General features: G+C 35.6%; 22 protein-coding genes and 2 pseudogenes. 20 read left to right on the top strand and 4 right to left on the bottom strand.

The features are described from left to right. Nucleotides 1-99: 99 nt before the first annotated feature. Genes K7I92_RS00730 through K7I92_RS00715 form a run of 4 tightly spaced genes read left to right on the top strand, consistent with a single transcriptional unit; the run spans nt 100 to nt 2,793 of the window. The gene (locus K7I92_RS00730) at nt 100-1,173 is read left to right on the top strand and encodes an AI-2E family transporter (RefSeq protein WP_220281658.1); all 1,074 of its coding nucleotides are present in this window, start codon (nt 100-102) and stop codon (nt 1,171-1,173) included. Nucleotides 1,174-1,217: 44 nt separating this feature from the next. Then, nucleotides 1,218-1,760 (top strand): glutathione peroxidase, encoded by a 543-nt coding sequence (locus tag K7I92_RS00725; protein WP_203245575.1) that lies wholly within the window; start codon nt 1,218-1,220, stop codon nt 1,758-1,760. A 36-nt stretch (nt 1,761-1,796) separates the two neighbouring features. Beyond that, the gene (locus K7I92_RS00720) at nt 1,797-2,057 is read left to right on the top strand and encodes a ParB/RepB/Spo0J family partition protein (RefSeq protein ID WP_203245576.1); all 261 of its coding nucleotides are present in this window, start codon (nt 1,797-1,799) and stop codon (nt 2,055-2,057) included. A gap of 10 nt (nt 2,058-2,067) precedes the next feature. After that, nucleotides 2,068-2,793: a pseudouridine synthase gene (locus K7I92_RS00715; RefSeq protein ID WP_220281657.1), complete on the top strand. Its 726-nt coding sequence runs from the start codon at nt 2,068-2,070 to the stop codon at nt 2,791-2,793. Here K7I92_RS00715 and K7I92_RS00710 read toward each other — a convergent pair. Next, nucleotides 2,768-4,408 carry an NFACT family protein gene (locus tag K7I92_RS00710; RefSeq protein ID WP_220281656.1) on the bottom strand — a complete coding sequence of 547 codons (1,641 nt, stop codon included), beginning with the start codon at nt 4,406-4,408 and terminating at the stop codon, nt 2,768-2,770. The two genes, K7I92_RS00715 and K7I92_RS00710, sit on opposite strands and share 26 nt — an antisense overlap. Before the next feature lie 121 nt (nt 4,409-4,529). Between K7I92_RS00710 and K7I92_RS00705 the strand changes: the two genes are divergently transcribed. The 3 genes from K7I92_RS00705 (at nt 4,530) to K7I92_RS00695 (ending at nt 9,877) form a co-directional block, all read left to right on the top strand. After that, nucleotides 4,530-7,871: an ATP-binding cassette domain-containing protein gene (locus K7I92_RS00705; RefSeq protein WP_220281655.1), complete on the top strand. Its 3,342-nt coding sequence runs from the start codon at nt 4,530-4,532 to the stop codon at nt 7,869-7,871. A 79-nt stretch (nt 7,872-7,950) separates the two neighbouring features. Beyond that, nucleotides 7,951-8,511 carry a guanylate kinase gene (gene gmk, locus K7I92_RS00700; RefSeq protein ID WP_203245580.1) on the top strand — a complete coding sequence of 187 codons (561 nt, stop codon included), beginning with the start codon at nt 7,951-7,953 and terminating at the stop codon, nt 8,509-8,511. Between the two features lie 118 nt (nt 8,512-8,629). Continuing rightward, nucleotides 8,630-9,877: a serine dehydratase subunit alpha family protein gene (locus K7I92_RS00695; RefSeq protein WP_220281654.1), complete on the top strand. Its 1,248-nt coding sequence runs from the start codon at nt 8,630-8,632 to the stop codon at nt 9,875-9,877. A gap of 204 nt (nt 9,878-10,081) precedes the next feature. Here the strand turns inward: K7I92_RS00695 and rpsD are convergent, their stop codons facing one another. Continuing rightward, nucleotides 10,082-10,684, bottom strand: coding sequence for a 30S ribosomal protein S4 (rpsD, locus tag K7I92_RS00690; RefSeq protein ID WP_203245582.1), 603 nt, complete (start codon nt 10,682-10,684; stop codon nt 10,082-10,084). Between the two features lie 239 nt (nt 10,685-10,923). On the opposite strand from rpsD, the gene K7I92_RS00685 reads away from it, so the two are divergent. The 12 genes from K7I92_RS00685 (at nt 10,924) to K7I92_RS00630 (ending at nt 20,552) form a co-directional block, all read left to right on the top strand. Then, the gene (locus K7I92_RS00685) at nt 10,924-12,654 is read left to right on the top strand and encodes a septation ring formation regulator EzrA (protein WP_220281653.1); all 1,731 of its coding nucleotides are present in this window, start codon (nt 10,924-10,926) and stop codon (nt 12,652-12,654) included. After that, nucleotides 12,647-13,780: a cysteine desulfurase family protein gene (locus tag K7I92_RS00680; RefSeq protein ID WP_203245584.1), complete on the top strand. Its 1,134-nt coding sequence runs from the start codon at nt 12,647-12,649 to the stop codon at nt 13,778-13,780. Before K7I92_RS00685 ends, K7I92_RS00680 begins: the two co-directional genes overlap by 8 nt. Further along, the gene (thiI, locus tag K7I92_RS00675; protein WP_220281652.1) at nt 13,767-14,954 is read left to right on the top strand and encodes a tRNA uracil 4-sulfurtransferase ThiI; all 1,188 of its coding nucleotides are present in this window, start codon (nt 13,767-13,769) and stop codon (nt 14,952-14,954) included. Before K7I92_RS00680 ends, thiI begins: the two co-directional genes overlap by 14 nt. Continuing rightward, entirely contained in the window at nt 14,951-15,187 is a 237-nt protein-coding gene (locus K7I92_RS00670) for a hypothetical protein (RefSeq protein WP_203245586.1), read from the top strand. The genes thiI and K7I92_RS00670 overlap by 4 nt, the downstream gene beginning before the upstream one ends. Before the next feature lie 79 nt (nt 15,188-15,266). Beyond that, a complete protein-coding gene (gene trxB / locus K7I92_RS00665; protein ID WP_220281651.1) occupies nt 15,267-16,175 on the top strand; it encodes a thioredoxin-disulfide reductase in 909 nt (302 codons plus the stop codon). Between the two features lie 205 nt (nt 16,176-16,380). Continuing rightward, the gene (gene rplU, locus K7I92_RS00660; protein ID WP_203245771.1) at nt 16,381-16,692 is read left to right on the top strand and encodes a 50S ribosomal protein L21; all 312 of its coding nucleotides are present in this window, start codon (nt 16,381-16,383) and stop codon (nt 16,690-16,692) included. Then, nucleotides 16,692-17,006, top strand: a complete 315-nt coding sequence (locus K7I92_RS00655; RefSeq protein ID WP_203245588.1) for a ribosomal-processing cysteine protease Prp — start codon at nt 16,692-16,694, stop codon at nt 17,004-17,006. The genes rplU and K7I92_RS00655 overlap by 1 nt, the downstream gene beginning before the upstream one ends. Continuing rightward, the gene (gene rpmA / locus K7I92_RS00650; protein ID WP_203245589.1) at nt 17,003-17,296 is read left to right on the top strand and encodes a 50S ribosomal protein L27; all 294 of its coding nucleotides are present in this window, start codon (nt 17,003-17,005) and stop codon (nt 17,294-17,296) included. The genes K7I92_RS00655 and rpmA overlap by 4 nt, the downstream gene beginning before the upstream one ends. Nucleotides 17,297-17,347: 51 nt before the next feature. Beyond that, nucleotides 17,348-18,622, top strand: coding sequence for a GTPase ObgE (obgE, locus tag K7I92_RS00645; RefSeq protein WP_203245590.1), 1,275 nt, complete (start codon nt 17,348-17,350; stop codon nt 18,620-18,622). Between the two features lie 62 nt (nt 18,623-18,684). After that, nucleotides 18,685-19,263: a Holliday junction branch migration protein RuvA gene (gene ruvA / locus K7I92_RS00640; protein WP_203245591.1), complete on the top strand. Its 579-nt coding sequence runs from the start codon at nt 18,685-18,687 to the stop codon at nt 19,261-19,263. 12 nt (nt 19,264-19,275) lie between these two features. After that, entirely contained in the window at nt 19,276-20,289 is a 1,014-nt protein-coding gene (ruvB, locus tag K7I92_RS00635; RefSeq protein ID WP_220281650.1) for a Holliday junction branch migration DNA helicase RuvB, read from the top strand. After that, nucleotides 20,286-20,552, top strand: coding sequence for a hypothetical protein (locus K7I92_RS00630; RefSeq protein WP_220281649.1), 267 nt, complete (start codon nt 20,286-20,288; stop codon nt 20,550-20,552). The genes ruvB and K7I92_RS00630 overlap by 4 nt, the downstream gene beginning before the upstream one ends. Nucleotides 20,553-20,622: 70 nt before the next feature. Here the strand turns inward: K7I92_RS00630 and K7I92_RS07415 are convergent. After that, nucleotides 20,623-20,854: pseudogene (locus tag K7I92_RS07415) on the bottom strand (IS481 family transposase); the annotation flags it as partial. A 427-nt stretch (nt 20,855-21,281) separates the two neighbouring features. Here K7I92_RS07415 and K7I92_RS00625 point away from each other — a divergent pair. Further along, nucleotides 21,282-23,024, top strand: a complete 1,743-nt coding sequence (locus K7I92_RS00625; RefSeq protein ID WP_220281648.1) for an ABC transporter ATP-binding protein — start codon at nt 21,282-21,284, stop codon at nt 23,022-23,024. Between the two features lie 95 nt (nt 23,025-23,119). Here K7I92_RS00625 and K7I92_RS07410 read toward each other — a convergent pair. Further along, nucleotides 23,120-23,351 (bottom strand): annotated as a pseudogene (locus K7I92_RS07410) (IS481 family transposase); the annotation flags it as partial. Between the last annotated feature and the right edge of the window lie 101 nt (nt 23,352-23,452).

Raw genomic sequence — 23,452 nt, 5'->3', positions numbered from 1 at the left:
GGAGATACCTTAATGGAAACATTAAGGTATTTTTTAATGGGAATTGGTTTGACTTTCGTTTAAATTCAGTCTATTTTTTAAGAAAAGAAAGAAGAAATTATGAAATTAAAAAACAATCCAGTTAACCAAAGTATTCTCTTAATTTTTATATTAGCCATCCTCTTATTAAAGATGGATTGGATTTTTCAATCACTTGTGCATTTTCTATCAGCGTTTCACTCCTTACTAATAGGGGCAGTATTAGCGTATTTGGTGAATATTGTTTATAGCTTTTTAAGAAAGAAGAAAATCGGAAAAGGATTGGCTTTAGGATTAGCTTATGTGCTAATCCTACTCGTCATGGTCGCTCTTTTATTTGTGATGATTCCGGAATTATATAACTCTATTGGTGCTTTAGTGAAGAACTTACCAAGTGCGATTCAAAGCCTTGGTGAAAATGAACAGTTAAAAAAATACGCCCCTTTGGTTGTTGAACAAATTCAAAAGGTAAATTGGCAAAACTATATAGAAAATATTGTAAAGTTTGTGCAAACCAATGTTTTGAATTTAGCGAGTGGCACTTTAAGCGTTGTGAATTCCTTGGTGACGATTTTATCGGATGGTTTGATTGCTTTGATTTTCTCGATTTATTTATTGGTGAATAAGGATTATTTGAAGAGTGAAATAGCCAAGATTGTGCACCATTTCTTAAAACCGGATTGGATTTCAAAGTTAAAGTATGCGTATGGTATATTGCACCGAAATTGCCGTAATTTCATCGTTGGTCAGTTGATGGAAGCCTTTATTCTTTCAACTTTATGTGCCTTAGGTATGCTTTTATTCCGTTTTCCATACGCTTTGTCGGTTGGTATTCTTGTTGGTTTTATCAATATTATTCCAATCATTGGTGCTTATATTGGTGGTGCTATTGGGGTATTTATGGTTTTTACTGTCAAACCAATTCTGGCGCTTTTCTTTATTATTTACTTGTTGATACTACAGCAGATTGAAAGTAACTTTATTTATCCAAAGGTTGTGGGAGCTAGGATTGGTTTACCGGCCATTTGGGTATTTACAACCGTGGTTATTATGGGATCTTTATTCGGCATTATGGGTATGTTAGTAGGAATACCACTAGCTTCTACTGCATATCAGGTTTTACAGGAAGAATTGAAGAAAGAAAAGCTTGAATAATCAAATAATATTGTATACAATATAAATAGATGGAGGAATTTGCTATGAGCATTTATGATTACACATTAGAAAATCGTCAAGGAGAACAGGTTTCTCTTGAACAATATAAAGGCAAGGTGTTGTTGATTGTAAATACAGCAACCGGTTGCGGTTTTACCCCTCAATACAAGGATTTGCAGGAAATGTATACGTCTTTTCATGAGAGAGGTTTAGAAATTATTGATGTGCCTTGCAATCAATTTGCAGGTCAAACACCGGGCAATGATGATGAAGTGCATGAATTCTGTACTCTAAAATACAACACAAGCTTTGATCAATTTCACAAGTCCGATGTGAATGGTGAAGATGAGTTACCCTTATTTACTTATTTAAAGAGTCAAAAGGGCTTTGCCGGTTTTGGTAAAGGTCCTAAGGCTTTAGCTATGGCAACGATGTTAAAGAAACTTCATCCTGACTACAAAGAAACAACGGATATTAAATGGAATTTTACGAAGTTTTTAGTAGACCGAGATGGTCGTGTGGTAGAACGTTTTGAGCCAACTACGAGTATGAAAAAAGTATCCCAAGCTATCGAAACTTTACTTTAATCCTCCAAGGAGGATTTTTTCTTTTATACTTATAGTATGATAACGAAGAAAGTCTTATTAAAAGAGATTGTATTTCAAGATAAACCAAATGAAATATTGAAGAAGTCGATTGAACAAAGAGGAATGGCAATTCCGGTTCGAGTGAAGGAAGTGGATGAGGGTTATCTTTGTTTAGATGGGCATCAACGCTTAACTTGTTTACAAGAATTAGGAAAAAAAGAAGCGATGGTTTGTATTGAAAATAACTTTAAGAAAGCAGGAAGTGGATTTTGGGGTCATACACAAAATCATCACTAAAAGGAGGAATATGCAACGATTACAGAAAGTCATTGCTCAAGCCGGCATCGCATCAAGAAGAAAAGCGGAAGAATTAATTGCTCAAGGAAAAGTGAAAGTAAATGGTAAAGTTGTTCGGGAAATGGGGCTTCAAGTTTCTGCTGAGGATGAAATTATCGTTAATGGACAAAGTATTCAAAAAGAAGAAAGGGTTTATTTTCTTTTGAATAAACCGAAGAAAATGATTAGTACGGTTCATGATGATTTGAAAAGAGCGACGATTATGGATTGTTTTCCAAATGTGAAACAACGTATTTTTCCGGTCGGTCGTTTGGATTATGAAACAACGGGTTTATTATTAGTAACAAATGATGGTGAATTTGCGAATGCAATGATGCATCCTAGAAATCAGATGGAGAAAACCTATGAAGTTTTCGTAGATGGTTATTTAGAGGATAGTATGTTAGCGAAATTAAAGGCCGGTGTTCCATTAGAAGATGGTATTACCTTACCAGCTAAAGTAGAAGTTCTTTCCCGAAGTCGTAAAACGAATAAGACACGCATTCATTTAACGATTCAGGAAGGTCGTAATCGCGAAATTAGAAGAATGATGGCTTACTTTGGCTTGGATATTCATACCTTAAAAAGAATTGCTTATTCTTTCTTGGATTTGGGGAATTTAAGACAAGGAGAATATCGTCGTCTAAAGAGCTTTGAAGTAAAAAAGCTGCTTAATTTAGCAGCTTGTAAGCGTTAAGTTCTTCTTCGTTTGGATCAATATAAATGGTTTTATAAGAGCCTAGTTGTACCATACCCGGTTTGGCGCCAGGTATTTTTTTAAGTTCTTTAATCAAACAATAACTGACAGGAACAGAAGAGGAATAGCGACCGGAAGAGAAATACGCAGCAATATTCGCTGCCAAACGAAGTGTTTCTTCATCCGGAGATTCACTTTCAATCACCACATGAGCGCCATGGTAATCTTGGGCATGAAGCCAAGTGAATGATTTGGGACTATGCCAAGTAACTTCTTCATTTTGAAAGCTATTCTTACCAAATCGAATGCCTAGTCCGGTTTTTGAAACAAGGCTATGAATGGCTAGCTTTCGGTCTTTCTTTTTCTTTTGGTTTTTCCTATTTTTACGTTTTAAATAGCCTTGTTTAATGAGTTGTTCTTGAATTTGACGAGCGGATTCCACATTTGCATAAGACAATTGTTCTTCAAGGGATAAGAAATAATCACGTTCTAAGATGGTTTTTTGAATTTGTTCTTGAAGATAAGATTGACCTTTTTTACGTTTGTTATAAAGCCGGAACATCTTACGAGCATTACTCTTACAATCAAGTTCGGGATCTAAAGGAATGGTAATTATTTCATTGTTTTCATAGCTTCGTAAAGAAATGGAATTTAGCCCTTTTTCAACCTCTTCTTGATGAGCGTAGAGTAAATCTCCATAGATGCGATAACGATTACAATCCAAGGCTTCTTGGTATTCTTCTTGTAAACGAGGTAATTTTCTTTCTTGATGTTTTCTTTCTTTTTGAATAAACTTCATGACATCACCAACCAATTGTTTGATGCGATCTTGTTCTTCAAGGTCTTTGTAAAGATAATCCAAGCCTTCTTCCAAAGAAAGCTCTTTGTTGGTGCCAAGATGGTTTAAAGCAATGGTATGAAAATGGTTGGGGTTATGATCGTTTGAAAAATAAAGAGAGTTGGACATTTCAATTTCTTGCATAATGGCAGAAAAATGTTGTCCATGGTCCAGGCGGTATTCGATTTCTTTGCTTAAAAGAGGGGAAAAACCGGCAAATTGAGTGGTTAAATTCTTATCTGCATCAAATTGAAAATCTTGAAAAGGATTCTTTTTTTTCTGAGCTTCACAAGGAATAAACCAAGCACCTGGTTGAATTGTTCGAACTTGATTAGCGAAAGGCGGGATACGTTTTAAGGCATCTAGAATTTTTCCTTCTGGAGAAACGAGGATACAGTTAGCGTATTTGCCCATGAGTTCAATCACAAATTGGTAATGAACAATATCTCCTAAATGATTATTAGCCCGAATGTTCATAATTAACCAACGGTCTAATCCGACTTGTTCAATGCTTTCAATGGTGCTACCTTCTATGTATTTTCGCAATAACATCACAAAAGAAATTGGTTCTTCCGGAGTAGAGAATTTCCTATTGGTGAATTGAATGCGATTGTATGAAGAATGAGTGCTAATGAGCAATTGTTTCTTAGCATTCTTTCCATGTACTTGAAACAATAGTTCGGTATTAGACAGATTCCAAATTTTTTGAATACGAAGGGGTAAATTCGCTTCTAAAAGGGGAATCATTTTGTGTAATAAGATGCCATCAACTGCCATAAGAAAACCTCACTGATTACTATTTTAACACAAGGGAATTTCTTGTTGAGAAGGATGTATCTAGCTTTTGACTTCGTTTAAATCATGTTACACTTGTAGCATTAAAAAAAGAGGGTGTTTTATGTTACAGATAAAAGATATATCCAAACAATATAAGACAGGTGATTTGGTTCAAAATGCGTTGAATCAAGTGTCCTTAAATTTAAGAGATAATGAATTTGTGGCAATCCTCGGTCCTTCCGGTTCAGGTAAGACCACACTTTTAAATATTGTTGGTGGTTTGGATAGTTATGATACAGGAGATTTAATTATCAATGGCATTTCCACTAAAAAATACAAAGATCGAGATTGGGATAGTTATCGTAACCATACCATCGGCTTTGTTTTTCAAGCTTATAACTTAATTCCTCATCAATCAGTTTTAGCCAATGTTGAAATTGCCTTAACTATTTCCGGCATTTCTGGAGCTGAACGTAAACAAAGAGCTTTAGATGCTTTAAAGAAAGTTGGTTTAGAAGCCCAAGCGCATAAGAAACCAAACCAAATGTCTGGTGGGCAGATGCAAAGAGTAGCGATAGCGCGTGCTTTGGTGAATGATCCAGCCATTTTATTAGCCGATGAACCAACTGGAGCCTTAGATTCTGAAACTTCTTTTCAAGTTATGGACTTATTAAAAGAGGTCGCAAAGGATCGTTTGGTTGTTATGGTGACACATAATCCAGAGTTAGCGCAGAAATACGCCACTCGTATTGTGAATTTAAAGGATGGGATTATTCTTTCCGATACCAATCCTTATACGCCAAGTGCATCGGATCAGCCAACTGTGCATAAAAACTTAGGAAAAGCCTCGATGTCCTTTTTGACCGCTTTATCCCTTAGTTTTCATAATTTACTAACCAAAAAAGCAAGAACGATTTTAGTTGCTTTTGCGGGTTCGATTGGTATTATTGGCATTGCTTTAATTATGGCTATTTCGAATGGCGTCAACCAATACATCAAAGATACCGAAGAAAAAACCTTATCTCAATACCCACTTGAAATCACAAAACAGGGAATTAATTTATCTTCTTTTATAAGCGAATCAAACTCTTCTAAAAGTCCTGCCACGAAACAAGAAGGGGTGAAAGAAAGCAAAACAATTTCGAATATGTTCGCGAAGGTTGCCGCAAATGATTTGAAATCTTTTAAATCATATTTAGAAACCAATCCAAATCATTTATCTGATTATACAAATGCGATTGAATACCACTTTAATGTGACACCTTATATCTATCAAGAAAATGGTCAGCGAGTGAATCCCTCCGGTTTTTCAAATCAAAATCCGTATGCGTCTACCTTTGTGCCATCCTCTATGTCTAATAATTCCTTTCACTCACTACCAGAAAATGAAAAATTGTACAAGGATGCTTACGAATTAAAGGCTGGTAAATGGCCGACGAATTCACATGAATTAGTGCTTGTTTTAAGCGCAAATGGTACAATGACGGATTTAACGAGTTATTCTTTAGGATTAAAAGACTATGCAGAACTGAATGAGATGTTTAAAAAGTTTACTCGAGGTGAAGAAGTAAAAATAAATGAAGGAAACTTTTTCTATTCTTATGAGAAGGTTTTGCATAAGAAGCTAAAAGTAGTGGCACCAAGTTCTGTGTATACTTTCGATGAAACTTTAAAGTCTTGGTCGGATCATTCGGATGATAAGGGTTATTTAAAAAAGCTTTTAAGTCAAGCAAAGGATTTAAAGGTGGTTGGGGTTGTTCAACCCAAGAAAAATGAAGATACCACAGTTTTATCACAAGGCTTAAATTATCCGGCTAGTTTAGTGAGTGAATTAATACAAGAAGCTAAGCAATCGAAGGTGGTTCAAGCGCAGTTGGCGGATAAGAGAACGAATATTTTTACCGGTAAGGCTTTTGGTGAAGAGAATAAACCTTCGTTTGATATGAAGTCTTTATTTAAGCTAAACCCGGAAAAGCTACAATCGGCTTTTCAAGTTAATCCAAGTGCAATGAAGCTAGATGGCTTGAATTTGTCGGATATGAATGTTTCAAAAATGGATGTACAAGCTATTCTTTCCAAAATTCACTTGGATACATCGAAGGTGGATTTAGTTTCTTTATCAAAAAATATTATGGAAGATTATTTCAAGCAATATCCGGATAGTCAGACAGCCTTAACGGATTTACAAGCTTATTTAACTTCCTTAGAAGCAAGACAGACCATTCAAAAGTATCTTCAGAAACAATATCAAGATAGTTCGGCTTTAAAAGCGGTTCAAACAAAAATGACTGGTTTGTATAACACATTGTTGCAAGAATATATCACTTCCTTGCACAATCATCTTCCAGCCAATCAGGCGGAAATGATGCAAGGGTTTATGAAGTATGTTCAAAATCATGGTCAAGATCGCATCAATCAAAGCTTAAAAGAAGCGATGGCTTCTTTCCAATTATCCGATGCTCAAATCCAAGATTTATTAAAAGCCCTTGGAACAAATTATCAATCCTATATTCAAATAAATCATAAGAAAGATATTGCTTTAATCACAAAGAATTTAGAAAAGTATCTAAGTGGTTCAAAAGGACAAGCTAAATTAATGATTGAGCTTTCTAAGCAAGTTAATCTTCAAGACTTACAAAGTCAAATTGGTCAAGCTGTTGGTCAGGAAATGAGTAAAAATACTGGTCAAATTATGGCTAAGGTGATGCGCCAATTGACTAGTCAAATGAAGTCAGCTTTCCGTTTTAATCCAAAGGCTTTTTCCCAAGCGTTTCAAATCAATAGTAATCCTGAGCAATTAAAGAGTATGTTTGCGACGATGTTGAATCAAAAAAATTCAAGCTATGAAGATAACTTAAGGAAACTTGGTTATGCGGATGAAAATGATCCCAATGAAATCGTTCTTTATCCAAAGGATTTTAACGCTAAGAATGAGATTAAGTCTATCATCAATCGCTATAATTTTGATCAAAGGGCAAATAAACAAGAAAGTAAAGTCATTACGTATACCGATTTGGTGGGTACTTTAATGAGTTCCGTTACAAACATTGTGGATGTGATTTCTTATGTGTTGATTGCGTTTGTGGCAATATCTTTAATCGTGTCTTCGATTATGATTGGGGTAATCACTTTTATTTCTGTTCTTGAACGAAAGAAGGAAATTGGTATTTTAAGAGCAATCGGTTCTTCAAAGCATAATATTTCACAAGTATTTAATGCGGAAACTTTTATTACCGGTTTATTGGCCGGCTTGATTGGGGTAGGCGTAGCTTTATTGCTTCAAATTCCAATTAATCAACTCATTCATTATTTGTCTGGCGGAACGAATATTAATGCTTCTTTACCGGTTAAAGCCATGGTTATCTTAATTGCTTTATCGGTTTTCTTGACGATTTTAAGTGGTTTATTCCCAGCTAGAAAAGCTGCTAAGTCAGATCCGGTAACGGCGCTTCGTTCGGAATAAAAATAGCGATAAATTCTAATAAAACGGATTGCAGAACACCTTATTTTGTAATACAGTTATTAAAAAGGGAGATGTATTTATGGCCAAGGGTTTATTGATTGTTTTATCTGGTCCTTCCGGTGTTGGTAAGGGAACTGTTCTTAAAGAGTTTATTCATGATGCCGAGTTGAACTTATCCTATTCGGTTTCTTTGACAACGCGGAAACAAAGACCCGGCGAAGTGGATGGAGTGAATTATCACTTTGTATCACGGGCTGATTTTGAAAGGGCACAAAAAGCGGGCGAATTACTAGAGTCAGCTGAATTTGTTGGTAATTATTATGGTACTTCATTGGCACAAGTTGAAAAGTTACGAAATGAAGGGAAAAATGTCATCTTGGAAATCGAGGTTCAAGGTTGTCAACAGGTTCAAAAGAAGGTAGAAGATGCATTAACGATTTTTATCGTACCGCCTAGCATGGAAGATCTTGAAAAGAGAATTCGTGGTCGTAATACAGAACCTGAAGAAATTGTTCAAGAACGCTTAGCGAAAGCATCTCGTGAAATGGATTTGATTGGTATGTACAAGTATGTGGTTTGTAACGATGATCCACAGTTGGCGGCTGATATTATCCGTATGATTATTAAAAGGCATATGTAAAAAGAGGAGAAATCCTCTTTTTAAAATGTTAATTCATACAACATTAAATTATGATTTTGTTTAGAAGAGCTGCGGGATGTTTGCTATAGTTAATCTGAAAAGAAATGATAGGTGATGTATGAATCCATTTACGCAATTATTAAAAAAGGAATTGGTTTGTGCTTTAGGTTGTACGGAACCAATCGCAATAGCCTTAGCTAGTGCTAAAGCACGAAAGGTCTTAGGTTGTTATCCATCGGAAACAATCATTCGCTGTTCGGGAAATATTATAAAAAATGTAAAAGGGGTAACCGTTCCAAATACCGATGGTTTAAAAGGAGTGGAAGCTGCGACAGCAATTGGCTTGATTGCCGGTGATGCTAGTAAGAACTTAGAGGTTTTATCGAAAGTAAACGATAAGGACATTGAAAAAGCGAAAGAAATTTTAAAGGCTAAGAAAATCAAAGTAGAACTGAAAGAAGGTGCTGAAAATTTAGACATTGAAATATGGCTTAAGGATCATCAAGGGAATGATTGTTTGGTTGAAATTCAAAATAAACACAGCAATTTCTTCCGTATTATGAAAAATGGTCAATTTCTTTATCAAGGAAAATTAGTGGAAGACAAACAGGATCAATGTTTGGAAGAATTATCTATTCATTCGATTGTTCAATACGCAAAAACAGTTCCCTTTGAAGAAGTCCAAGAGATGATTGATAAACAGATTGCTTTAAATCAAGAAATCTCAAAAGAAGGCTTAAAAGGAAATTGGGGCGTTGAGGTAGGTAAATTACTTTTAAATGAGGGAGAAGGTCTTCGAGCAAAAGTAAAAGCCTATGCGGCAGCCGGTTCAGATGCTCGTATGAGCGGTTGCCCTTTACCGGTGGTGATTAACGCCGGTTCGGGGAATCAAGGTATCACTTGCTCTTTACCAGTGATTATTTATGCCGAAGAAAAGAATAAATCGCATGAATTATTGGTTCGTTCTTTATTGATATCTAATTTGGTTGCTCTTCATATCAAGCGCTATATTGGTCGTTTATCTGCTTTTTGTGGTGTTACTTCGGCGGGGGTGGCGGCAGGAGCCGCCTTGGCTTTCTTAGAGAGCCAAGATGAACAATTGGTTTCGGATACAATATCAAATTCTTTGATGATTGTTTCGGGAATGGTATGTGATGGAGCGAAGCCATCTTGTGCAGCTAAGATTGCGTCTGCTGTTGATGCTGGTTATACAGGTTTTCAAATGGCTCTACGTCAAAAAAATTTTAAAGTTGGCGAAGGTCTTATGAAAGAGAATGTGGAACAAACCATTCAAGCCATTGGTCATCTAGGTAAAGTTGGTATGAAGCAAACCGATTTAGAAATTTTAAAGATGATGTTGGAATAGAAATTCATCTTAAGAATTCTTAAGATTATGAAAAGACGGGTTAAATTAAACGCTAAAGATTAAGCGTTACTTTCCTGTCTTTTTATTCAGGTTAGTTTGCATACCGATTATTTTTATTGGAAGTTTTGAAGCTTGTTTATGTGGTATTTTTAAGTGCTTATACACCTAAAAAGAAGTCACCAAAGTGACTTCTTAAGATGTTGATTAACGGTTGTAGTATTCGACAACTAATGCTTCGTTGATTTCTTGGCTTAATTCATTGCGATCCGGAAGACGAACGAACTTACCTTTTTTATTGTCTTTATCTACTTCCACGAAAGCCGGTGGGTTGATTTGAGATTCAAGAGCTTCTTTAATAACAACTAAGTTTAAGCTCTTTTCCTTCAAGGAAATCTCTTGACCAGGTTTGACTAAAGCAGAAGGGATATTTAACTTTTTGCCATCTACTAAGATATGACCATGGTTGACTAATTGACGAGCTGCTTTACGCGTGCGAGCAAAGCCCATACGATAAACAACGTTGTCTAAACGGCTTTCAAGTAATACTAAGAAGTTTACACCAGCCATGCCATCCATCTTAGATGCTTTTACAAATAAGTTATGGAATTGACGTTCGTTTAAACCGTACATATTTCTAATTCTTTGTTTCTCACGTAACTGTGTTCCATAACCAGATAATTTGATACGCTTTGTAGGACCATGTTGTCCCGGAGCATACGTTCTCTTCTTTAATTCTTCCCCTGTTTCTAAAATTGAAAAGCTTAAACGTCTAGCTTTCTTCCATACAGGACCTGTGTAACGTGCCATACTATTTTTCCTCCTATTGTTTGGCTGAAAACTCGCCATAGGGATAGATCAATCCTAGGGGTGTTTGAATAAGCCTTTTCACACAAGCAGCCGGTTACTAAGGGAATAATAACTTCAAACGCACACTAAAAAACTCTATCTGCTGCAAAGTTTTACCTAGGAATAATAGCATTCAAAGTCTATCTCGTCAATTAAAGAAATTATGCTAAAATAAAATGGCATTAGGAGGGTGGTCCTTTATGAATCAAATTACAAGTTTTATTTCGGATATCCGATTTATTATAGCCGTCGCCGTTGTAGTGGTACTTGCTTTTGTGTGGTTAATCTGGGCGGCAATTCGTGGTCGTCATTTTCAAAGAGAATTAAATGAACTAAAAGTACGCTTTGAATCCGTTCGTATGATACCAATCTCTTTGAAGATGAATAAAGTCATCAATGTCGCAAATGCGAATGAAGAAATTAAACCACAAGTGGAAGAAGCTGGTGAACGCTTCAATAAAGTAACAAGTGCTATTAATAATTTTGAAGAAAATTTGAAAATCATGGATGAAAATATCCAAACCAATCATCTAAATGGTATGAAGAAATCCATTGCGACTTTGCGTGATGAACTACAAACACTAGAAGTAGACATCAAAGAAGTGGAACATAGCTTAGATGGTTTCTTAGCCAAAGAAACGGCTCAACGTCAAGAAGTTACGGCACTTAAAAATCGCTTTAGAGCCATGAAAGCTCAGGCTATGGAAATCGCTAATCGCTTGTCATTTGCCTGGCCAATGGTTGAACAGAAATTATCCGATACAGAAAAAATGTTCAGTACATTTGAAGAATGGATGTTTAATGCGGATTTCGATAAAGCGAACAAAGAGTTATTTCGTATTAAAATCAGTATGCAAGATTTAGACCGTAGCTTAGAACAAATGCCAAGCTTAGTGCATGATGGACAAGGCACCATTCCTAAGTTGGCTGAAACACTACAAAAAGATTACCTTCATCAACGCAATCGCGGGGTGTACTTAAAACATTTAGAAATTGAAACGAATTTAAAAGCGATGACGGAATCTTTAAAAGAAAACTTGCGTTTATTGAAGAGTGGTTCAGTGGATGGGGTTCGTGAACATTTGGATGACATGATGACGCGTATTAAACAAATGGATACAGCGGTTAAAAAAGAAGGGAAAGCCTTTGAAGAAGTGAATTTATTGACGAAGGATTCTTTGTCTTTGCGTGATGAAGTGGAAAAGACTTCAGCCTTTGTATTCGATCAATATGAAAAAGTATCAGATCGCTTTGGAATGGAAGAAATGAAGTCTAAGTTAGATACTGAAAATGAGAAGTTTACGAAGCTTGTTGAAACCATGCCATCCGTAATTGATACCGTTAAAAACCAACAAACACCAGCGACGGATGTTTTGAATAGTTTGCGTAAATTAATGGATGATTTAAATGAATCTTATATGTCTTTTAAAGTGATGAAGGAAGATTTAGAAGCCGCAACCGGTGATGAAGCTCGTGCTAGAGAGCAACTTATGAAGTTACAAGTCACGATGTCCATCGTGCAACTCAAGCTAAGAAAAGCGAAGTTGCCTGTAATTTCTGAAAAGTATGAAGAAGATGTGAATCTTGCTTACGATTACTTCCATCGCATGAATGATTTATTAGCAGAAAAACCATTGAAGTTGGATTTAATCAATTCAACCCTTCAAGAAGCTGTTCCTTTTGTTTACAAATTATTTAGAGAATTAAGTAATGTCTTAGGAACGGCACAAATGGTTGAAGATACTATTGTTTATGGAAACCGTTACCGCTCCACTTATGCGGATATTGATTCTGACTTAAGCTGTGAAGAGTTGGATTATCGTAATGGAGAATATACAGCCGCTTTGCATAAAGCAATTTCAACCATGGAAAAGATTGTGCCGGGTAGCTATGAATCAATGATGAAGAAGAGTCGTGCTTTAGATGCGTAGGGTGGATTTTGATAGTGCCAGCACCACTAATTTAAATACGGAAGTGCTAAAAACCTATATAAGTTTATTAGAAAAAAACTATGTGAATAGTGAAGCTCTTTACGATGAGGGAGTAGCGATGCACTTGAAGCTTGAAAAAGCAAGAGCGGTCATCGCTTCTTTATTGCAAGTGGAAACGCAAGAGATTATCTTTACCTCTGGTGCTTCCGAAGCCAATAGTGCCGCCATTAAGGGAGTGTGTTTTGCCGGAAAGGAAAAGAAACACATTTTAACCACTTCTATTGAGCACTCTTCTATTCGTAATGCTGTGAAACAAATGGCTGATGTTTTCGGCTATGAAGTGACCTATTTACCGGTCAATAAAGAATCGGTGATTTTACTGGAAGATGTGAAGAAAGCATTAAGAGAAGATACAGCGATTGTTTCTGTCATGGCAGTAAACAATGAAGTAGGTTCTATTCAACCCATTCAAGAAGTGGGTGAGTTCGTTAAGAAACATTCCCATGCCTATTTTCATGTGGACTTAACACAAGCGATTGGTAAGATTGATTTGAATATGAAATATATTGATTTAGCTTCAATGTCAGCCCATAAGATGAATGGCTTAAAAGGCTCGGGTCTTTTAGTGAAAAAGAGACATGTTCCTTTTGTACCATTGATTAATGGCGGTGAGCAGGAATTTGGTTTAAGAGGGGGAACAGCAAATGCTTTAGCCGATTTAGTTCTCGCTAAAACACTCCGTTTGTACTTAGAAGACCAAAAGAAAAACCTTGGTCATATCCAAGCTTTAAAAGAAAGAATGGTGCATGGGTTAGAAGCATTGACGGGTGTTTATATTAATAGTCCAGTTAATTCCATTGCGAATATTGTGAATTTTTCTTATCCTAAAATACCAAGTGAAGTGATGCAAAATGCTCTAAACCAAAAAGGTTTTATGGTTTCCGCTAAGAGTACTTGTGATTCTAAGTCAACAGAGCCATCCGATGTTTTAATGGCTATGGGCTTGGGAAGGGAAATAGCTTTATCTTCTATTCGTGTTTCCTTTCATAGTGATAATACACTAGAAGAGGTAGACACATTTTTAAAGGTCTATAAGGAGGTTATTCAACAATATGGTTCATTATGATACCGTCTTAATTCGTTTTGGTGAATTAACAACCAAAGGAAAAAATCGTAAGGATTTTATTAATCGTTTGTACCAAAATATTCTTTATGTGCTTCGTAAAGTTCCGCAATTAGACTATCGTAAGACTTATGATCGCATTTATATCACTTTAAATGGGGCTGACCATGAATATGTAAAGGCACAATTAAAAAAGGTATTTGGGATTTCATCCTTTTCTTTTACTGAAGCAATTCCTTCAACGATGGAAGATATTACATCGACTTGTTTAAGACTTGCTAAAGAAAGTGATAAAAAAAGCTTTAAGATGATGACCAAACGTCATGATAAGAATTTTCCTGAGCATTCCGATACCATCAATCGTAAAGTGGCGGCTAAAATTTTAGAAGAAACGGATTTAAAGGTGGATGTGCATCATCCTGAATTAGCCATTCAAGTTGAAATTCATGAAGGAAAAACATATATTACCTATGATAAGATTGCCGGTATTGGCGGCTATCCTGCCGGTATCAATGGTAAGGTGATGATGATGTTATCAGGAGGAATTGATTCGCCAGTGGCGGCTTATCAATTAATCAAACGTGGTTTAAAGATTGAAGCGATTCATTTTGCTTCGCCACCATATACCTCTGAAGCAGCTAAGAATAAAGTATTAAAGTTAGCTTCCATGGTTTCAGAATACCAAGGAGGAATGAAGGTTCATGTGGTTCCTTTTACGGACTTACAATTGGATATTTATAAAACTGCTAAGGATCCCTATGCAATTACATTGATGCGTCGAATGATGTTTCGCATGGCTGAAAGATTAGCAAAGGAAAATAATTGTTTGGCGATTGGAACAGGGGAAAGTTTGGGTCAAGTGGCTAGTCAAACTTTAGAATCTATGGCAACAATCAATGATGTGGTGCATATGCCGGTTTTAAGACCATTGGTATCGATGGATAAAGTGGAAATTATTAAGCTGGCACGTGAATTAGGTACTTATGAAACATCTATTTTACCTTATGAAGATTGTTGTACAATTTTCAATCCCAAAAATCCAGTAACGAAACCAACGATTAAGAAGTCAGTATTCTTTGAAAACAAATTTCCATGGCAAGAATTGTTAGAAGAAGCTATGCAAAAGACTTCTAGTTCTATTGTGTATCCTGATGAAGAAAAGGAGGATTTCTTATGAGTCGTAAAACGCAAGATATCAAAGAAGAATTTCGTATTAACTTAGAAGGCTGTAAGGACTTTAGTGAAGAGAAACTCTTAGAAGAAATCAATAAGACAACCATTAAAGTGGAAAAGTGTGATTTTTATTCCACAAACTTAAAGCTTAAAATCTATGCTGGATTAAGTACGTTAAGCAATTGTGAACCAAGCACAAGAAAAAGAACGTATAAGAAAGTTCTAAGATTATTGTAATCTTAGGCTTTTTTTTGAGCATCTGACTGGTTGAATACTAAGAACAATGGTACATTTTGAAAGGAAAGAGGAAGTAAGTATGAAGGATATGATTATAGTAGGAGCTGGGACAGCTGGTCTATCGGCCGCTATTTACGCTCAAAGAGCCGGTTTAAATGCCCTAGTGTTAGAAGGAAATACCTATGGCGGTCAAATCGTGAACACGCCTGATATTGAAAATTATCCAGGGATTGCTCATATCAGCGGCTTTGATTTTGCGACAGGTCTTTATCAACAGGCTTTGGATTTAGGCGCTAAGGTACAATATGAGAAAGTATTGGAAGTCATTGATGAAGGTGAAATTAAGGTTGTAAAAACAGCGAAGAATGAGTACAAAACAAAAGCGCTTATTTTAGCAACGGGCTTGGTGCGTCGTCATATTGGTATTAAGAATGAAGATAAACTAACCGGAAAAGGAATTAGCTATTGTGCCACTTGCGATGGAGCTTTCTTCCGTAATAAAGTCGTAGCTGTCAATGGTGGTGGTAATGTGGCTTTGGAAGACGCTCAATACTTAGCGGATTTGTGTGAGAAGGTCTATTTAATCCATCGTCGTAATGAATTCCGTGCTGAACAGGCGGAAATCAAGCGTATCATGGAAAAGAAGAATGTTGAATTTGTCTATAATTCTACTGTTACAAAGCTAAACGGTGAAGATTATTTACAATCCATTGAAGTAACGGATAAGGAAGGTCGTATTCGTCAATTGGATGTGTCGGCTTTATTTATTGCGATCGGTCAAATTCCTTTGAATGAAGTGTTTAAGAATGTGGTGGACTTAGATGAGGCCGGTTATATTCAAGCCGATGAGTTTGGTAATACCAACCATGCCGGTATCTTTGCGGCAGGGGATTGTCGTGTGAAAAGTCTTCGTCAATTAACGACAGCCGCCAGTGATGGAGCGAATGCGGCAACCAGTGCTTATCATTATTTATTAAGCTTGAAATAATGTCGAAAGAACGCATGAAAGTGTGTTCTTTTTACTTAAAGGGGGCTTTTGACTAGTGGGAATCGGTTGACTAGAAGCACTATTTTCTGTATTATGTTTACGTTATCGCCTCTACAGTAGTCGGTAACCGCACAGAAAAGGGTTATAACAAATGCGTAAGCTCCCTTAATGGCGCGTCTTAAGATAAGAAATGGAGGTATGTAAATTGTACGCAATTATCGAAACAGGCGGAAAGCAAATCAAGGCTGAAGTTGGTCAATCTATCTTTGTTGAAAAGTTAGCTGGTGAAGCCGGGGACAAGGTTGTCTTAGACAAGGTTGTTTTAGTTTCTGATGCTGATACAAAGATTGGTTCTCCTTATGTGAATGGGGCTAAGGTTTCTTGCACAATTGAAAAGCAAGGAAAAGAAAAGAAGGTCATTATCTTCAAGTACAAGGCTAAGAAAGGCTCAACTCGTCGTAAACAAGGTCACCGTCAACCTTATACAAAGTTATTAGTTGAATCCATTGAAGCCTAATGATTCAGATTCGGATTCAAGAAGTTGATGGTCATATCATCGGCTTACACTTCTCCGGTCATGCTTATAGTAATGAACCGGGAAAGGATCTTGTCTGTGCCGCCATTAGCAGCATCGCTTTTGGAATATTAAACGCTTTAGAAGAAATGAAACCTCAACAAAAGCTATCGCTTAGTAACAATGCAATTGATATTGAGATTTTAGATGCTGATATGGTGACAGATACAATATTACGAACAGCTTATATTCAATGTGAGACAGTTCGTAATCAAAATCAAGGATTTATTCAAATTAAGAAGGAGAAAGTCAAATGAAACTTAAGTTTACATTAGATATTCAGTTCTTTGCTAGTAAGAAAGGGGTATCTTCCACAAAGAATGGTCGTGACTCAGCCGGTCGTCGTTTAGGTGCTAAGAAGGCTGATGGACAATTCGCTACAGCCGGTTCGATTATTTATCGTCAACGTGGTACAAAAATTTACCCGGGCAAGAATGTTATGCGTGGTGGGGATGATACTTTATTCGCCACTTGCTCCGGTATTGTTAAATACGAACGTCTAGGTCGTGATAAAAAGCAAGTATCTGTGTATCCACAAGTTGCTTGATGAAACTATGGCTCCTGAAAACAGGGGCTTTTTTAAAGAAAGGAGGCTGGCATGATTGATGTTGTAAAAATAGCTTTGAAAGCCGGTGATGGTGGTAAAGGTGCGGTTGCTTGGCGACATGAAAAGTATTATCCAAATGGTGGTCCATTTGGTGGTGATGGTGGTAAAGGGGGCGATATTTATTTCCAAGTTGACACCAATGAAACCACCTTAACGAAGCTTCGCTTCACCAAGTCTATTAAGGCAGGCAATGGTATGCCTGGTTTAACGAAAAAGATGCATGGTAAAAGTGCCGATGATGTGATTGTATCAGTTCCTTTAGGAACGATGATTCGGAATGCGACCAGTCATGATTTGTTGGCTGATTTAACCGAACCGGGGGAAAAAGTTTTAATCGCAAAAGGTGGTCGTGGCGGTCTTGGTAATAGGCACTTTGCGACTTCGCGTAATGATGCTCCGGAATTTGCACAACCCGGTGAAATTGGTGAAAGCCTTACAATTGTGGCCGAGCTTCGTTTATTGGCAGACGCTGGTTTAATTGGTTATCCATCGGTTGGTAAGAGTACTTTCTTAAGTGTCGTCACCAATGCGCAACCAGATATTGCCGACTATCCATTTACAACCATTGAACCAAATATTGGTGTTGTCTCCTTGCCGGATGGTCGCGGCTTTGTTCTGGCGGATATGCCGGGCTTAATTGAAGGCGCAAAAGACGGGAAAGGTTTAGGTCATGAATTCCTACGCCATATTCAACGCTGTCGAGTGTTAATTCATGTGGTGGATATGTCAGGTGAATTACGTAATCCAATTGATGATTATCGTATTATTAACGAAGAATTATTCCAATACGATGAGGGATTGAAGAAACGTCCACAGCTTGTGATTGCGAATAAGATGGATGATGAATACGCTGGTCTTCATTTAGAAGAATTTAAAAAAGCTTATCCAGATTTAAAAGTGTATGAAGTATCCACCATTACCCATATGGGTTTAGAAGCGGTTTTATATGAAGTGATGCACTTGATTGAAGAAAGTAAGTTAGAGGATGTGAAAGAAACACCAACGGCTGAGGGTGAAGTGGTTTATCGCTTTGAACCTAAGAAACCTGATTTTACGATTGTGAATATGGGCAATGGTAAATTCCGTTTGGATTCAGCGAAAGTCGATCATTTATTGGATAGTGTTGACTTTGAAAAGCCGGAAGAGGTTTATCAATTTGCGCTTACTTTGCAAAAAATGGGTGTGGATAAAGCTTTAAAAGAAGCTGGTGCGAAACAGGGTGATTCCGTCATTGTTGGAACCTACATTATGGAATATAGTGAATAGCACGGAGATACAGTGCTATTTTCTTTTTGTGGTATGATAGATACGAGCTTGTGAGGTGTGACATGATTGCTTTTATACAGGGTGTGATTACGGAAATAGGTGATGATTATATTGTCATCAATCGTCAAGGGATAGGATGGTTAATCTATTATCCACATTGCTTAGAAGTTCATCAGGGGGAAGAAGTTCAGGTTTTTACATACATGTCTGTTTCGGAAAATGATATGCGTTTGTATGGCTTTTCGACAGCTGAAGAAAAATCATTATTTTTAAACTTAATATCGGTGAAGGGACTAGGACCAAAGACGGCAATGACTTTATTACAAAAGTCAGGCTATGATTTAATCACCGCCGCCATTTCAAAGGGTGATGTTGCGGCACTTAAGAAGCTACCCGGCATTGGCGCTAAGAGTGCTAGTCAGATTGTGCTTGATTTACAAGGAAAATTAATAGCAGTTGATACTGCTTCCACCAAAGCTATGAATTATCCATTAGAAATTCAAGAGGCTTTAGAAGCGTTAAAGAATTTTGGTTATAAAGGTGGAGATTTAAATTTGGTAGGGAATAAGATGTTAGAACAAGCATCCATGACAACGGAAGAATACATTCGTTTTGGATTGAAGTTCTTTGCGTCGCATTAGAAGGGGAAAAGGATGGAAGATCGCTTAGTAACAGCAGAGCGTTTGGCTATGGAGCAGGAAGAAGAAAGTCTTCGTCCAACCAGCCTTAATGATTACATTGGTCAAGATCGCTTAAAAGAAAATTTACGAATCTATATTCAAGCCGCCTTGGAAAGAGAAGAATCTTTAGATCATGTGCTTTTGTATGGTCCACCAGGTTTGGGTAAAACAACCTTGGCTCATATCTTAGCCAATGAAATGCATTCTAAAATTAAAGTGACTAGTGGTCCTAGTATTGCAAAGGCGGGTGATTTGGCTTCTATTCTATCGGTTTTAAAGCCGGGGGATGTCTTATTTATTGATGAAATACATCGTTTACCAAAAGTGGTGGAAGAAGTCCTTTATCCCGCTATGGAAGATTTTGTATTGGATGTAACGATTGGTGGAGATAGTGGTTCAGCCCGCAGTTTACGCTTGGATTTACCACCGTTCACATTGGTTGGAGCAACCACACGGGCAGGAGATTTAAGTTCACCATTGCGTGACCGTTTTGGTATTACTTCTAAGCTGGAATATTACAGCCAGGACCAATTAGCTAAGATTGTGGCGCGTACAGCTAGAGTGTTGGATACCTCAATTGAAGATCAAGCGGTTATCGAAATCGCAAAACGCTCACGGGGAACTCCTCGTATTGCAAATCGTCTTTTAAGAAGAATTCGTGATTTTGCTCAAGTCTTAAATCATGGCTATTTAAGTTATGAAGTCGCTAGGGATGCTTTACAACGCCTTCATGTGGATGATTTGGGCTTAGATGAAGTGGATATTCGTTATTTAAAGGGCATTATCGAACGTTTCCATGGTGGTCCTGTTGGTTTAGACGCCTTGGCTAATGCTATTAGTGAGGAAACCACCACTCTTGAAGATGTGTATGAACCTTATTTAATTCAAATTGGTTTTGTAAATCGAACTTCCAGAGGTCGTATGGTTACCGAAAAAGCTTATAAACATTTACATATTCGTCAACAAGGGAGCTTGTTTGATTTATGAGTAAAAAAGAAGAAAAGTGGTATTTGTTGTCGATGAAACTACGCTATTTATTTGCGAGTTTCTTTAGCTTTGTGCTTGCCTTCTCACTATTTGCATTATTGATTTGGTTTCTTGAATTGTTTATTTCTTTTGGCCCATGGCTTAATCTTTTCTTAGCTGTTTTTGGGTTAATATTAAGTGCTTATCTTTGTCCGAGAATTTTAAGAATTCCAATGATTAAAAACTGGCTAAACTATGATTTAAACCAAAATGTACATTTGTAAATGATGTGATACCAAAAACGAAAAAAAATATCCCATATATGTTAATCTATGATTGGAGACTAGCCTCCAATCATAGATTTCGCTTTTCAATAGGACTAAGCCAATTTAAAGTCTGCATTGGAAGCCTATTAGATTTATACAAATATCTTTTTATTTGAAGTTTTAGATTATCGTAACTATAGAAAGATAAACATTTATAAAATCTTTCATTATCATTCCTTAAAATGAGTAAATTCAAATCCGTTATCTATTTATATGATTTCGGGCTGATATCCAAAATAATTAGTAGCCATACCTTTAAAATATCCAAGCTTTCTTAATACTCTAAATAAAGAACAGGGAATATCCATTTCTATAAGTTTTAGCGGCATGATATCTTGTATCTAAAGTATGTGGTAAATATCTTTGGGCTTTTGGTGTAATTGTATTCATAGAGAGTATCCTTCCTTCTTTTAAATTTTTGGTTAATTAAATTATATAGGATATCTCTCTGTTTTTCTTTTATTTGGTCTCACATCTGTTGTAACGCTACACAGGTGATAATGTTCAATTCGTTATTGAAATTCGGGAAATTTTTGTTACACTTAAATTAATAGTTCTTTAGGCAAGAAAGGAGGAAACAAATGGTTGTTTTAAAAAAGGGATTGAAGATAATATTTATACGAATAATGTATGTGAAAAAATTGCAAGAAAGCACCTAATTGCTAATCTAAAAGGATATTTATCAAGATGAATTTAAAAGAAAAAATTAAATTATTTAATATTCTGATAAATCCTTGGTATAAGTATGCAAAAAAATTAATTATTTTATGTTTTTTTGGAACATGTATTTGTTTGCCTTTATCAGAATATTTTGCAGTCATAATTCCAGAAAAAGTATTAGCAGCTTTAGAAACTGAAAGTACTTTTATGGAAATATTTATAATAGCAATAAAATATGCATTATTATCGTTAACATTAAGTTTATGTAATAGAGGAATTCATGATTTTTATTTTGATTGGAAAAGTAATGCGGTTATTGAAAAAATTGAAAGAGATATCTTTAATAATGTATTACAAATAGATCAATCTAATTTTAATAATCCCAATTATTTAGATGCATATAAATTAACCACTGAAGAGTTTTCTAAAAAATCTGTAGAAGCCTTTGAAAATGTATTTAAATGTATAAGTAGCATAATAAGAATATTTTTATTTGGTGCTGTCATAACCTTAAAAGGAACCTATATTATTTTTTTGGTAATTCTATTTTCATTATTTGCCACATCAGCACAAATAGTATGGAGTAAAGTTTCCGCAAAGAAAAATATTGATGGAGTACGTCACAGAAGAAAGATTGATTATATTAGAAGGTTATTTTTTGATCCTGAAGTAGTTGAAGATATAAAAATATCCAGAATATATAGTAAATTAGAAAGCATATTTAATGATGGATATAAAAATACTATTAAAATACATAAAAAATATGCAAAAAGCGTTTTTGGAATAGATTCTCTTATTGTAATTTCAAAAATTGGAATAAATTTTATAATTCCTCTATATATAGCTCAGAATATTATAAATAAAGAACTGTTTAATATTTCAATTTTTTCAACATTATTAATATCATCAGATGCGTTAAAATCTACATTAAATGAATTTGGGTGGTGGAGTGCAAAAATTTCTCAAGAAATTAGCTATGCACAACAAGTAAAGAACTTTTTTGAATACGACTCAAGCATTGAAAATAATAATGAAGGATATCAATTAATAGAAGGCAGTATAGAAGTTCAAATGGAGAAAATCAGTTTTAAATATCCGGGAAGTGATTTTAAAGTTAATATTGATAAGTTTGAAGTGAATAAAGGTGAAAAGGTAGCGATAGTAGGAGATAATGGCGCAGGAAAGTCAACATTAATCAAACTTTTATTACGACTATATGATTTAAATGCTGGATATGTATATATAAACAATAAAAATATAAAAGAATATTCTACTCAAACAATTAGAAAGTCTATCGGATATGTATCACAAAAACCGATGATATACGCAATAAGTATTAAAGACTATATAGATATAAATGGAGATGAAGAAAATAATGTAAATCAACTATTAGATTTTTTCTGCTTTAAAGAAAGAACAGAAAAAATATTGACTAAAGAATTTGAAGAAGATGGCATTGTATTATCAGAGGGAAATAAGCAAATATTAGCATTAGCTAGAGTTTTAAAGAAGAATTATGGTCTTCTTTTACTTGATGAACCAAGCTCGGCATTGGATCCAATAAAAGAAGAAAAAATGATTAGTCTGATAGAAAATATCTCAACAACGACAATTATTATAGCTCATAGACTATCGGCAATAAAAAATTTAGATAAGATTTTCGTGATGGAAAATGGGAAAATTGTTGAAAGTGGAAAACATCAAGAACTGATAAATAAAAAAGGAAAATATTACCAAATGTATAGTGTACAATCAAAAAGATATCAATAAAAAGATGTGCTATATATGTACATTTGTAAATGATGTGATACCAAAAACAAAAAAATATCCCATATGTTAATCTATGATTGGAGGCTAGTCTCCAATCATAGATTTCGCTTTTCAATAGGACTAAGCCAATTTAAAGTCTGCATTGGAAGCCTATTAGATTTATACAAATATCTTTTTATTTGAAGTTTTAGATTATCGTAACTATAGAAAGATAAACATTTATAAAATCTTTCATTATCATTCCTTAAAATGAGTAAATTCAAATCCGTTATCTATTTATATGATTTCGGGCTGATATCCAAAATAATTAGTAGCCATACCTTTAAAATATCCAAGCTTTCTTAATACTCTAAATAAAGAACAGGGAATATCCATTTCTATAAGTTTTAGCGGCATGATATCTTGTATCTAAAGTATGTGGTAAATAT

Source organism: Bulleidia sp. zg-1013 (genome assembly GCF_019798045.1).
Lineage (GTDB): Bacteria > Bacillota_I > Bacilli_A > Erysipelotrichales > Erysipelotrichaceae > Bulleidia.
This window is presented reverse-complemented; position numbering and strand designations above follow the sequence as displayed.